We start from the raw sequence: 14145 nt of genomic DNA on the forward strand, positions 1-14145 counted from the left end.
CCCGCTTGCGATAGAGTTCCAATTGAGAATGGCTTCCATCTTGGAGGGCCAGGGATTTTATCTAGACGGGTCACAGGAAGCTTTTCATGAGCGAGCTGACAACAGCAGACACAAACTCATTGCGCGCATGGCTGATCGAACACCTCGCCCAGTTGCTGGGCGCCACGGTGGCAGAGATCGATAGCCTGGGCGATGAGGAAAACCTCCTGGGTTGCGGGTTGGATTCCATCCGCCTGATGTATTTGCAGGAGCGCCTGCGCAGCCACGGCGTGCACATCGACTTTGCCCAACTCAGCGCCGAACCCTGCCTGTCGGCCTGGCTCGGCTTGCTGCAGGGCCAGGTCCCGCAGGCCAGGGTAGCCGCCGCGGCGCCGCTGGCAGCGCCGGATGACAGCTTTGAACTCAGCGCCGTGCAACAGGCTTACTGGCTGGGGCGCGAGTCGGCCGAAGTGCTGGGTAATATCAGCTGCCATGCGTGGCTGGAGTTCGACTGCCAGGGCATCGACCCGCAACGCCTGCACACGGCGGTGCAGTGTGTGCAGGCGCGCCACCCGATGTTGCGCGCCAGCTTCAACGACGGTCGCCAGCGGATTCTCGCCGCGACCGAACTGCCGGTGTTCGACCACCAGAATTGGCGCCAGCTGTCAGAAGCCGCCGCACAACAGGCCTGGGGCGCATTGCGTGACTGGCGCTCGCATGAATGCCTGGCGGTGGAAGCAGGGCAGGTGATGCTGGTCGGCCTGGTGCAGTTTCCCGGTGGCCGTGACCGCGTTTGGTTGAGTGTCGACCTGCTGGCCGTCGATGTGGAAAGCCTGCGCCTGTTGATGGCGCAACTGGGCCAGGCCTATCAGGCACCGGCCACGCTGGCGCCGCCGCCCACGCTGCATTTTGCCGACTACCTGAGCCGTCGCCGCCAGCGCCGTGCCGACGCCTATGCGCGTGACCGTGAGCACTGGTGCCAGCGCCTGGGACAGTTGCCCGACGGCCCAGCATTGCCGTTGGCGTGCGCGCCGGAATCGGTCCGCGCGCCACGCTTCAGCCGCCAGGCCTTCGTGCTCAGCACGGCCGAAACCGAGCGCCTGCAACGCCAGGCGACCGCCCATGGGCTGACCTTGCCCTGCGTGTTCGCCACCGCCTTCAACGCCGTATTGGCGCGCTGGAGCGAACACCCGAACTTTTTGCTCAACGTGCCGCTGTTCGACCGTCATGATGACCAACACGCGATTGATCAGGTCATCGCGGACTTCACCACCTTGCTGCTGGTGGCCTGCGAAGACGCGCCGCACCTGCCGTTTGCCGACGGCGCCCGGCGTTTCCAGCGCGACCTGCACTCCACCATCGACCACGCGGCGTTTCCCGCGCTGGAGGTGCTGCGTGAAGCCCGTCGCCAAGGCCACCCACGTTCCGCGCCGGTGGTGTTTTCCTGCAACCTGAGCGATTCGGGCTTTGTACCGGCGAGCTTTCGCGAGGTGTTCGGCGACTTGCACGACATGCTCTCGCAAACCCCCCAGGTGTGGCTCGATCACCAGCTGTATCGGGTCGAAGACGGCGTGCTGCTGGCCTGGGACAGCATCGCCCAATTGTTCCCGCAAGGCGTGCTGGAAGCCATGTTCAACGCCTACATCGAACTGGTGCAGCGCCTTGCCGACAGTGACTGGAACCAGCCGCAACCGGTGCTGTTGCCACTGGCGCAGCAAGCACGGCGTGACCGCCAGAACAGCGTGCCGTCGCTGCAGCAGGGGCGTGGTTTGCTCGAAGACTTTTTCCGCCAAAGCGCCCAACAACCCGACGCGGTGGCGCTGATCTGTGGCACGCAACAATGGACGTATAAAGAACTGGCGGACCAATCCCTGCGCGTGGCAGCCGGTCTACTCGACGCTGGGATGCGCCAGGGCGAAGCCGTGGAAGTGTGCCTGCCGCGCGGGCCTGAGCAGATTGCTGCGGTGTTCGGCGTGCTGGCGGCCGGCGGCTGCTACGTACCGGTGGACACCGCACAACCCCCCGCGCGGCGCAGCCTGATCGAGTCGGCGGCGGGTATCACCCGTGTGATTGCCGAGCACCCGTCAACGGGCAGCGCGTTGCAGTGGCTCGACCCGGCTCAACTGGCGCAATGCGCGCCATTGGCGGCAGCGCAAAAAACTTCGCCGCAAGCCAGCGCCTACGTGATCTACACCTCCGGCTCCACCGGCATTCCCAAAGGTGTGGAAGTCAGCCACGCGGCGGCGATCAACACGATTGACGCACTGCAGGCCGAACTGCACGTCACGCCACAGGACTGCCTGCTGGCCGTTTCGGCGCTGGATTTCGACCTGTCGGTGTACGACCTGTTTGGCGTGCTGGGGCAGGGCGCACGCCTGGTGCTGCTGCAACCGGAGGAAACTCGCGATGCCATGCGCTGGTCGCAGTTGATCAGCCAGCACCGCGTAAGCCTGTGGAATTCGGCCCCGGCCTTGCTGGAAATGGCCCTGGGTATCGGCATTGAACACTGTCAGTACCAAAGCCTGCGGGCGGTGTTGCTGTCGGGTGACTGGATCGCCCTGGACCTCGCCGCCCGCCTGCGTCGCCAGGCCACGCCGCGCTGTCGGGTGTATGGCCTGGGCGGCGCTACCGAGGCCGGTATCTGGTCCAACCTGCAACCCATCGATGAAGTGCCCGAGCACTGGCCGTCGATACCTTATGGCAAGCCCTTGGCCGGCCAGGCGTATCGAGTGGTGGACGCCAACGGGCGGGATGTGCCGGACCAGGTGGTCGGGCAACTGCTGATTGGCGGCGTGAGCCTGGCCCGTGGGTATCGCAATGATCCGGTGCTCAGCGCCCAGCGGTTTCGCAGTGATGATCGCGGGCGCTGGTACCACACCGGCGATCGCGGGCGCTTCTGGAATGACGGCACAATTGAATTTCTCGGGCGCATGGACCAGCAGGTCAAGGTGGGTGGGCAACGTATCGAATTGGGCGAAATTGAAGCCGCGCTCACGGCTCATCCGCTGATCGATAGCGCTTGCGCCGCCGTATTGAACACCAGCCTTGGCGCCGCTGTGGTGATCAACCCAGGCTGTGTGCCTGTTCAAGCGCTACCCGCGCATTCGATGCTCGATGACAACCTGGCGGCAGAAAAACGAGTCACCGCTGAGCTGCTGCAACGACTGCTGCAAGATCCGCCACCCACGCCGTTGCTCGACACCTGGCGCGAGTGGCTCGGCCACTACGTCGAGTCCATCAGCCTGAGCGATGCATTGGCACAATTGGGGTGGCGCGACGCCGACCTGCACAGCATGGTCGGCGCATTGCAGGTGCTGCTGCGCACTGAAGGCGGTGCGGCGCAGGTGCTGTTCGATCCGCTGCTGGCGCCCCAGGCCATGGCCTTGAACCTGCCGGCAGGCCGCCAAGTGCTGGACGCCATGAGCCGCGCACTCCAACAACGCGGCACACCGTTGAAGGTGGCCGTGCTGGATGTACGTGGCGGGCAGTTGCTGGACCAATGGCTGAACCCTGCCAGTTCGCGCGACCTGCAATTGACCTTGTTCGAGACCAGCCCGGGGCTGCTGGCCGCCAGTGCCGGCAAGCGCCAGCGCGTGGCGAGCCAGCTGCTGGTAGACGGTGTGTTGCCTGCCGAGCACTGGTCGCAGTACGACGTGGTGATCAGCTTCGCGGCGTTGCACAGTTATGCCCAGCCGGCTGACGGCTTGAACCTGGCGCAGGCACTGCTCAAACCGCACGGCCAACTGTTGTTGGCCGACCTGCTGCGTGACTCGCCATTACGGCTGGTCAGTGCGGCATTGCTGGATGAGCGTGAGCCGCTATTGCCGGGCACCGAGGCACTGACGCGGCTGCTCGGCCAGAGCGGCTTCACCCACCTGCAGAGCCTGTGGCAAAACCCCGCGATGCTGCTGGTGAGCGCCCAGGCAGCCGAAGAATCCTTGACCTGCGAAAGCCTCAACCACTGGCTGCAACAACGCCTGCCCAAGGCGATGCGCCCCGAACACCTGTGGTGCGTGCCGCGTTTTGCCCTGAATGCCAACGGCAAAATAGACCGTACGCGCCTGCAAGCCAGCCTCGGCGACGCTTTGCAACGCAGGCAACCCATCAACAATGAAGGCGCCGCACTGAGCTGCGAATTGCTGCCGCTGGCGACCTGCTGGGAAGCCATCCTGGGGCGGCCGGTGCACAGCGCCCAAGCCAGTTTCTTCAGCCTCGGCGGCGACAGCCTGCTGGCCACGCGGTTGCTCGCCAGCGTGCGCGAACGGCTGGGCGTGAGCCTGCGCATGAGCGATTTCTATCTGCAACCGACGCTCGCGGGCATGGCCGCGCTGCTGGTGCGTAGCAATGACGTGGCCATCGAGGAGGGCGTGTTATGAGCCTGGATGATCTGCTGCACATCTGCCGCGAACGCCAGATCGAACTCTGGGCCACCGAAGGCAAACTGCATTTTCGCGCGCCTGAAGGTGCCTTGGATTCAGCCTTGGCCGAGCGTATTCGCGCCCAGCGTGAGGCGTTGATGGTGCACCTCTCGCCGCAAGACTGGCGAGCGCTGCCGGAACACGCGCTGCAACCCTTCGCCTTGAGCGCAGTGCAGGGCGCTTATGTGCTGGGGCGCAACCCGGCGTTCGACTACGGCGGCAACGCCTGCCACTTGTACGTCGAATACCCGTGGCCGGCGAATGTCGACACTGAACAACTGACGCAGGCCTGGAACGCTCTGGTGCAGCGCCACCCGATGCTGCGCGCGGTCGTCCACGACAACAGCCGCCAATGCGTGCAGGCCCAGGTGGCGTGGCAACAATTGCCGGTGCATGACCTGCGTCAGGCCAGCACTGAAGCCTTCGACGCCCACCTGCACGCGGTGCGTACACGCCTGGACCATGCCTGCCATGCCCTCGATCAATGGCCGATCCTGCTGCCCGAAGTGACCCTGGGGCGTGAGCAGGCCGTGCTGCATTGCTCGGTGGATTTCACCTTGCTCGACTATGCCAGCCTGCAACTGTTGCTGGTGGAACTGCACCAGCGCTATCTGGAACCAACGCGCCATTGGCCGGTGCTGGAGGCGACGTTTCGCGACTACCTCGAGCACGAACAGCAAGCCCGCAACAGCGCTGCCTGGCACGCCGATAAAGCCTGGTGGCTGGCACGCCTGGACAAGTTGCCCGGGCGCCCCGACCTGCCGCTGAGTGAGCACGCGGGCCTGAACTCCACGCGTTTCGATCATCACCATGGCGCACTGAGCATCGAGCATTGGAACGCACTGTGTTCCCTCGCCAGCGCCCAAGGCCTGAGTGCGGCGGGCGTGACCCTGGCCGCGTTCGCCGAGGTGATCGGGCGCTGGAGCCAAAGCGCGGACTTTTGCCTGAACCTCACCGTGCTTAATCGGCCCAATTTGCACCCACAACTGGGCCAGGTGATCGGCGACTTTACCGCCCTGAGCCTGCTCGCCGTGCACGGCGCCGATGGCGCAAGTTTTGTGCAGCGCGCGCGGCGTATCGGCGCGCAGCTGTTCGATGACCTTGATCACAGCCGCTTCACCGGCGTTGACGTGTTGCGCGAACTGGCCCGGGTACAAGGGCGTGGCGCCGACCTGATGCCAGTGGTGTTCACCAGTGGCATTGGCAGCGTCGAGCGCTTGCTCGGCGATGCCGGGCGCCTGTTGCAGCCGCCCACCTACATGATCAGCCAAACCCCGCAGGTGTGGATCGATTGCCAAGTCAGCGACCAATACGGCGGTTTGCAGATTGGCTGGGACGTGCGCGTCGGCGTGCTGCCGCAGGGCATGGCTGCGCAGATGTTCGACGCCTACGTCGACCTGCTGCGCCGCCTGGCCGTTGACCCGCACGTGTGGCAGGCTCGTGGCGACATTGTGCTGCCTGCGCAACGGGCCAATCCGCAGGTCCGGGCCAGTGCCCCGGCGCGCAACATCGCCACAGGCTTCGCCCAACAGGCACTGCGCACACCGGATGCCCCGGTGATCAGCGACCGCGACGGCCGCTACAGCTATCGCCAAGTCGCTCAACACGCCGCGGTTGTGCGCGGAGCGCTTGAACAGCTCGGCGTTGCACGCGGTGCGCGGGTGGCGGTGATGCTGCCTAAAAGCGCTTGGCAACTGATGGCGGTGTTGGGCATTACCCAGATGGGCGCCGCCTATGTGCCGGTGGACATTCGCCAGCCGGCCCTGCGCCGTGAAGCGATCTTGCGCGATGCTGGTATTGCAGCGGTGATCACCCTGCAAGCGCAGGCTCTGCCGGACACGCTGGCGCTGCCACGCATTGCCATCGACAGCCTCTACGCCGATCAGCACTGGCCAACCCGCGAACCGTTAGAGGTCGCTGCCGAGGAGCTGGCCTACATCATCTACACCTCCGGCTCCACCGGCACACCCAAGGGCGTGATGCTCAGCCACGGCGCGGTGGTCAACACCCTCGACGACATCAACCAGCGTTACGCGGTGACGGCCGACGATTGCGTGCTGGGCCTGGCGGAGTTGAGTTTCGACCTGTCGGTGTACGACTTCTTCGGTGCCACAGCCGTCGGCGCGCAGGTTGCACTGCCCGATCCTGCGCGCGGCGCCGACCCGTCGCATTGGGCGCAATTGATGCGCGAACACGCCATCACCTTGTGGAACTCGGTACCGGCCCAGGGGCAGATGCTGGTGGATTACCTGGAGACCGAGCCGGCGGCAATTCCCGGGCCGCGCTGTGTGATGTGGTCGGGCGACTGGATTCCTACCACGCTGCCCACGCGCTGGTGGCAACGCTGGCCCGACAGCCAACTGTTCAGCCTGGGCGGCGCCACCGAAGCAGCGATCTGGTCGGTGGAACATCCCATCCGCCCGGCGGACACGACCTTGCCGAGCATTCCCTACGGCCGCGCCCTCAAGCACCAGACCCTGGAGGTGCTCGACAGCCTCGGCCGCCAATGCCCGGTGGGCGTACGCGGCGAGATTCATATCGGTGGCCTCGGCCTGGCCTTAGGCTACGCCGAAGACCCGCAGCGCAGCGCCGAACGCTTTATCACCCACGCCAGCGGGCGCCGTCTGTACCGCACCGGCGACCAAGGGCGTTACCTGAGTGATGACGGCCTGATCGAGTTTCTAGGCCGCCAGGATGACCAGGTGAAGATTCGCGGCCACCGTATCGAACTGGCGGAAGTCGATGCGGCGTGGCTGGCCCACCCGCAGATTGGCGCGAGTACCACGGTATTGCTGGGCGAGCGTCATGAACGGTCGTTGTGCAGTTTCGTCACCTTGCAGGCCACTGCGCCTGCGGCCCATTTGCGCGATGAACTCAACGAGGTCATGCGCCAGCCGTGTCACACACTTGAACACGCCGATTTCGGCCCGCGTGCTGACATCGAGGCCGCACTGGCTGCTTTGGACCGGGCCGCAGACGCCTCGCTGCTGCAATGGCTGGCGAGCAGTGGTGTGCTGGTGCCCGGGCAACACGTGGCCTTTGCGTCGCTGTGTCAGGCGTTGAACATTACAGCTGCCCAGCAGCGCTTGTTGCGACACTGGCTGACGTTGCTGGTCGACAGCGGCTATCTGCACATCGATGGTGACGGCTGGCACTGCCAGTCAGTCGACCTGGATCAAGACGAGGCCTGGGCGCAGTTCGCCCGACTGGCGCCGCCCCACCTGTGGCCGGTGGAACTGGTGGACTATCTGCGCGGCAGCGCGACCCGCCTGGCCGAGCAACTCGACGGGCGCCTGAGCCCGGCGAGCCTGATGTTCCCGCAGGGCTCGGCGCACATTGCCCAGGCCATGTACAGCCGTGGCCAGCATGCCCAGGTGTTGCACCGCGCCATGGCTGAGGCGGTGAACGCGATTGTCGCGCGCCAGCAACAACGCCGCTGGCGCATCCTGGAGGTGGGCGCCGGCACTGGCGCGGCCAGCGCGCTGATTATCCCTGCGCTGGCGCCCTTGGTAGCGACCGGGGTGCAGATCGACTATGTGTTTTCCGACGTGTCGAGCTACTTCCTTAACGCGGCGCGCGAGCGTTTTGCTGCGTATCCATGGGTGCGCTTCATGCCGTTCGACATGAACAAGCCCACCTGCGAACAGGGCTTGCCCGCCGGTTCCGTGGACCTGCTGCTGAGCTCGGGCGCACTCAACAATGCCTTGGACACACACCGCCTGCTGGCCGGGCTACGCCAACTGTTGCAGGCCGACGCGTGGCTGGTGATCCAGGAGCTGACGCGCGAACACCGCGAAATCAGCATCAGCCAAAGCCTGATGATGGAGACGCCCGAGGATATACGCGCGACCAATGGGCAGCTGTTCGTGCACACCGGCCAGTGGCTGGGATGGCTGAACAGCGAGCCGGGCGATCAGGCGCAAGCGCTGGCGCCGGCGGGCAGTGTGTTGAACCTGCTGGGTTACGACGTGCTGGTCGCACGGGTAAAAACCGACCGGCCGTTACTCAGCCCAGAGACCTTGCTGGCGTTCATCGCCGAGCGGGTGCCGCGTTATATGGTGCCGGCGCAAGTGCGCGTACTCGACCGGTTGCCGGTCACCGCCAATGGCAAGATCGACCGGCGTGCCTTGACCACCCAGGCCGAACAACGCCAGTTGCAACCGGTGCGCCGCGCGAAAGCTGAAGTGGCGGATGAGCTGGTGCAGCAGCTGATCCTGCATTGGGAGCGGGTGCTTGATTGCAGCGGGTTGCCTGCGGATCAGGATTTCTTTGCGGCCGGCGGCGACTCGTTGCTCATCGCGCAGTTGATCGCGGGCCTGCGCGAACAGGAGCCGTTGGCCCAGGCGCAACCCTTCGACCGGCTGTTGCGCTGGGCGCTGAGCCAGCCGACCCCGGAAGGCTTGGCCCAGCGTTTGCGCAGTGAATCGAGCAGTGAAACGCCGACCGCGCCCGCGACGCTTGATACGCGCCGCGCACCGCTAGGCGGGCGTAGGCGCGTGGATGCTTTAACCGAACTGATCGGCGGCGAAGGCACCGCGCACGTGCTGGTGCACGAAGGGCTCGGCACGCTGTTGCCGTATCGCGGGTTGATCGCCGAACTGGCCGATAGCGGCCCGTTGCTGGGGCTGGCGGTGCACGACAGCGACGACTACCTGAGCCTGCCACCGGAGCATATCAACGCGACCTTGGGCAAACGCTACGCCCAGGCCCTGTGGGACAGCGGCCGACGCAGCTTCGATGTGCTCGGCTATTGCTCCGGTGGTCTGGTGGCCCTGGAGCTGGCCAAGGCCTTGCTGCAACTGGGCGCCGAGGTGCGTCAGTTGGACATTGTTTCCAGCTACCGCATTCCCTACCTCGTGGGCGATGAATTACTGATGCTCCACAGCTTCGCGGCCACCTTGGGGCTGGACGCCGCGGCACTCGGTTTGCCGTCTGCTGAGCAACTGCAACAGTCGGCGCCTCTTAACCTGGACGTGGGCTTGCTCAAAGCCCGCGTGCTCGCGGCCGCCCAAGGCATCGCCGATGAGCAGTTGTATCGGGTGTTTGTGCATTCCGTTCATGCCAGTCACTACAGCGATGGCGCGCCTTACGTGGGCGCCATTCGCTTGTTTGTGCCGAGTGTTGCCAACCCGATGATCCCCGATCACCAGGCCAGTTTGCAGGCCTGGTGGCAGGCGGCGTCGCTGGGCCCGCTGACGGTAGCAACCCTGCGCGGCAATCATTTCGAGTGTTTGAACGCCGGCCTGAGTGCTTATTTGCTGGAGGAATACCCATGACGCCCCGTTTGAAAACCTTGGTGGTCGGCTCGCGCTTCGGCCAGTTTTACGCAGCGGGTGTCGCCGCCGCTGAACACCTGGAACTGGTCGGTGTGCTGGGGCAGGGCAGTCGTCGCTCCCAGGCGCTGGCGCGTCATTTGCAAGTGCCGAGTTTCGATGCGTTGGACCAAGTGCCTGCGGATACGCGCTTGGCGTGCGTTGCGGTGGGCGGTGCAGCGCGCGGCGAGCAGGGGCCGGCCCTGGCGCAGGCGCTGATGGAGCGGGGCATCGATGTGCTGATCGAACACCCGTTGCTGCCCCAAGAACTGCACGACGTGCTGCGCACCGCGAACCGCCTGCAACGGCGTTGCCTGCTCAACAGTTTCTACCCGCAGTTGCCGTGCGTGGCGCGGTTTATCGAGCTGGCGCGGCAACTGCATCGCCAGCAAGGCATTCGCCATATCGACGCCAGCTGCGCGGTGCAGGTCAGCTACGCGACGCTGGACGTGCTGGCGGCGGTGTTGGAGTCGGTGGGACCGTGGTCGCTCGATTGCGTGGCGCCGCCGCTGTCGGCCTGGCGCGATATCAGCCTGGTGATGGCGCAGGTGCCGGTGTCGCTGCGCGTGCTCAATGAGCTGGCGGCCAATGATGACGGGCGCATGCAGCTGCTGCAGCGCCTCAGCATCGCCACCGACAGCGGCACCCTGCTGTTGGCATCGCCCCATGGGCCGTTGCTGTGGATGCCCGCCGTACGTGCGCCGACGGAAGACGCCGACGGTCTGTTTGACCTGTTCGGGCCCCTGGCCAGTGAGCCGTTGCCCAGTGAGCCCTTGCCGTGCGCCGAAGTGCTGGAAGCCGCCGCGCCGGACTGGGCGCAGGTGTACCGCAGGATTTGGCCCGCGGCGGCGGCTCGTGCAGTGCAGCCGCTGATTACCGGCGCCGGGCTCGCGCGCCTGCAACAGCGCAGCGTGGAAGTGCTCGGGCTGTGGCAACAGCTCACGGCGGCGCTCGGCTTTCCGCAGCAGCCGCCACTGACGTTGCCTGCCGCCAGCCTGGCCCAGGCCTTGGAGCACGCTCGATGAGCCACTTGAGTGAACTGTTGCGCCCGTTTCGCGGGCGCTTATGCCTGGCAATTGCCTTGCAGGCGGTCGCCGATATTTGCTCACTGCTGCCGCTGATTGCCTTGGCGCAATTGGCCGACAGCCTGCGCCAGGCACCGCCGCTGGCACCTTCGACAATGGCCTGGGTGGTGCTGGCGGTGGTCGCGTCTGCGCTGTGGTTGTGCGGCCAGACCCTGGCCCTGCACCTGACGCATCAGGTCGATGCTGACCTGTGCGACCGCCTGCGCGTGCGCCTGGCCGAGCACCTGCAACGGCTGCCGTTGGGCTGGTTTGCACGGCTGGGGCCCGAAGGCGTGACCCGTTATGCCGAGCAGGATGTGCGGGCGCTGCATCAATTGGTCGGGCATGCGCCGACTGACTTGGTCAACCTGCTGCTGATACCCCTGGCAACCTTCGCGTATTTGTTGTGGAGCAACAGCGCACTGGCGCTGTGGTGCCTGGTGCCGCTGGCGTTGGGTGTGCTGGGCTATTGGCGTCTGGGCTCGGCGCATTACCGTGAAGATGTCGCACAGCGCAATGGCGCGATCCAGCGCTTGTTCAGCGACTACAGCCAGTTCGCCGGCAACTTGGGCCTGGTGCGGCAATTTCCGGATGCGGGCATTCATCGCAGCGTGCAGGAGGCGGTGCAGCAATTTGACCAGCGCTTCAGCCATTGGGTGAGCCGTGCCGGGCACCTGGCGGCGCTGATTCAAGTGCTGCTCAGCGCGCCGTGGCTGTTGGCGTGGGTGGTGCTTGGCGCATTGCTGGTGGGGGTGGCTGACGTGGGCGCGGCGCAGGTCTGCGGTTTCGTGCTGTTGGTGCGCGCCATGGCCGCGCCGGTGCTGGCGATGGGGCATGGGTTCGATGCGCTGAACAATGCGCGCGAAAGTGCCCGGCGTTTACAGGCGGTATTGAGTACGCCGCCGCTGAGCGAACCCGACGCGCCGCAATCACCTCGCGACGCCAGTGTGGAGATGCTTGATGTGAGTTTTTCCCAGGGTGACGTGCCGATACTCCAGTCGATCAATCTGCGCCTGGAGCCCGGCACCACCACCGCGTTGGTGGGGCCGTCCGGTGCGGGTAAAAGCACCTTGGCCGGGTTGATCGCACGCTTTATGGACGTGAGCAGCGGGCAAGTCCGCGTGGGCGGGGTGGATGTTCGGCAGATTGCCAGCCGCCAATTGCAGCAGCAGTTGGCGCTGGTGTTCCAGCACGCGGGTGCGTTGCGCTTGTCGCTGGCGCAGAACATCGCGCTGTACCAACCAAACGCCAGTGAGGCGCAGATTCGTGCCGCCGCCCAGGCCGCCTGCCTGGACAGCTGGATCATGGGTTTGCCCAAGGGCTACACCAGCGTGGTGGACGAAGACGTGCGCTTGTCCGGCGGCGAATTGCAGCGCCTGGCGATTGCGCGGGCGCTGCTGTCGAGCGCGCCGGTCATGTTGCTCGACGAACCCACATCCGCTACCGACCCACACACCGAGCGCGCTTTACGTGCCGCGCTGCAAGACGAGGCGGCCGGGCGTACGCGGCTGATTGTCGCCCATCGCCTGGAAACGATCCGCCATGCCGAGCAGATTCTGGTGCTGTGTGAAGGCCGCATTGTGCAGCGCGGGCGCCATGCGCAGCTTTTAGCCTTGGACGGGCTGTACCGCCAGCTCTGGAACGAGCAAACCTTGAACGCTGATCAACTGGAGCCTGTGTCATGAGTTTTTTTACGCCGTTGCATCATTTGCCCGAACTGGCTCGGCGCGCACTGCGCGGGGCCTTGGGCTGGATGCTGCTGGCCGCCGTACTGGATGGCTTGGCCGGCCTGGCGCTGGTGCCGCTGATATTGGCTTGGTTTGAGGGCGCGGCTGTACAGCAAAGCGTGCTGTTGTTGCTGGGGCTGACGCTGCTTCAGGCGCTTGTCAGTTATGTCGCGCAGCGGCGCGGTTACCTGGCGGGTGCAGGGTTGGCGGCGAGCCTGGTCTCGCAGTTGGTGCAGCATCTGCCGCGTTTGCCGTTGACCCGCCGTGGCCAGCTGGAAGGGTTGGTGCGCGGGCCGGTGTTCAACAGCATGGGCATTCCCGCGCACTTGCTGACGCCATTGGTGAGCGCATTGGTGACGCCCACGGTGGTGGTGCTCGGGCTGTTCTTTATTGAGCCGCGCCTGGCGCTGGTGTTGGCGTTGGCCTATCTGCCGCTGTTTGCATTGTTGCGTTGGGCCGGGCGGCGCAGCCTGGAGCTTGAGCAGCAGCGTCAGGCCGTGGATCGCCACGCGGCGCAGCTGTTGCAAACCTTCGCCCAGCAGCAGGCGTTGATCCGCAGCGCCGGCGACGCCAGCCAGGGCCAGTTGGCCTTGCGCGCGGCTTTGCACGAGCAGCACCAGGCCACACGGCGACTCAACCGCCGCGCGTTACCCGCAGGCCTGGGCTTTACGACGGCGGTGCAACTGGTGTTTTCGCTGGTGCTGGCCGGTGGCGTGCTGGCTGTCGCGGCAGGGCATTTATCTGGCGTATTGCTGGTGGCCGTGCTGGTGTTGCTGGTGCGTTTTATCGAGCCGTTGTCGCAACTGGCTTACCTGGATCAGGCCTTGCGCATGGCCTGGCAGGCATTGTCCCAAGCGCTGGCGGTACTCGCGGCACCGACGCTGCACAGCCCGCAACCCGGCGAGCAACCCCAGGATGCGAGCCTGGAGGGGCAGCGCTTGAACAGCTTCGGCGAAGGCGGCGAGCACCTGCTAAAAGACCTCGACGTGCATTGCGCAGCGGGTACGTTCACCGCGATTGTCGGCCCGTCGGGGGCGGGCAAAAGTACATTGCTGGCGCTGCTCGGTCGGGGCATGGACCCACAGACCGGCGAAGTGCGCCTCGGCCAGGTGGACATTCGCAGCTTAAGCGAACACACCTTGGCCGAGCACATGACCCAAGTCTTCCAGGACAGCGGCCTGTTTGCCGGCAGCGTGCTGTGGAATGTGAGCATGGCACGGCCGCACGCCACGCCTGCGCAACTGCAGCAAGCCGCCACGGACGCGGCACTGGATGAGGTGCTGACCAGCCTGCCGGAGGGTTGGCACAGTGAAGTGGGGCCGGGCGGTGCGTTGCTGTCGGGTGGGCAGCGGCAACGGGTTGGCCTGGCACGGGCGTTGTTGTCGCAGGCGCCGATCCTGTTGCTTGACGAACCGACTGCCAGCCTCGATGCGCGCAGTGAGGCGCGGGTCAATCGCAGCCTGCAGGCGTTGCATGGCAGGCGCACGTTGGTGTTGGTGTCGCATAACCCGGTGTTGGTGCGCAATGCCGATCAGATTCTGGTGCTGGAGGGCGGTTGTGTGAGCGGTTGCGGCAGTCATGAGCATCTGCTGGCCACCCATCCGTGGTATGCACGGTTTGTTGAACAACATCGCGTGTGATGAAG

Annotated in this window: 5 protein-coding genes; all 5 read left to right on the forward strand. The window is 65.4% G+C overall.

Annotated elements, in window-relative coordinates:
• Nucleotides 1-86 precede the first annotated feature (86 nt).
• Genes ACI77I_RS11975 through ACI77I_RS11995 form a run of 5 tightly spaced genes read left to right on the forward strand, consistent with a single transcriptional unit; the run spans nt 87 to nt 14140 of the window.
• The gene (locus ACI77I_RS11975; protein ID WP_406997608.1) at nt 87-4355 is read left to right on the forward strand and encodes an amino acid adenylation domain-containing protein; all 4269 of its coding nucleotides are present in this window, start codon (nt 87-89) and stop codon (nt 4353-4355) included.
• Complete coding sequence (locus ACI77I_RS11980) at nt 4352-9673, forward strand: amino acid adenylation domain-containing protein (protein ID WP_406997609.1); 5322 nt, start codon at nt 4352-4354, stop codon at nt 9671-9673. Before ACI77I_RS11975 ends, ACI77I_RS11980 begins: the two co-directional genes overlap by 4 nt.
• Nucleotides 9670-10734, forward strand: coding sequence for a Gfo/Idh/MocA family oxidoreductase (locus ACI77I_RS11985; protein ID WP_406997610.1), 1065 nt, complete (start codon nt 9670-9672; stop codon nt 10732-10734). The genes ACI77I_RS11980 and ACI77I_RS11985 overlap by 4 nt, the downstream gene beginning before the upstream one ends.
• On the forward strand, nt 10731-12458 hold the full coding sequence (locus ACI77I_RS11990; RefSeq protein ID WP_406997611.1) for an ABC transporter ATP-binding protein: 1728 nt from the start codon (nt 10731-10733) through the stop codon (nt 12456-12458). Before ACI77I_RS11985 ends, ACI77I_RS11990 begins: the two co-directional genes overlap by 4 nt.
• Nucleotides 12455-14140, forward strand: coding sequence for an ABC transporter ATP-binding protein (locus ACI77I_RS11995; protein ID WP_406997612.1), 1686 nt, complete (start codon nt 12455-12457; stop codon nt 14138-14140). Before ACI77I_RS11990 ends, ACI77I_RS11995 begins: the two co-directional genes overlap by 4 nt.
• The last annotated feature ends 5 nt before the right edge of the window (nt 14141-14145 follow it).

The organism is Pseudomonas sp. D47 (assembly GCF_045447305.1).
Classification (GTDB): Bacteria; Pseudomonadota; Gammaproteobacteria; order Pseudomonadales; family Pseudomonadaceae; genus Aquipseudomonas.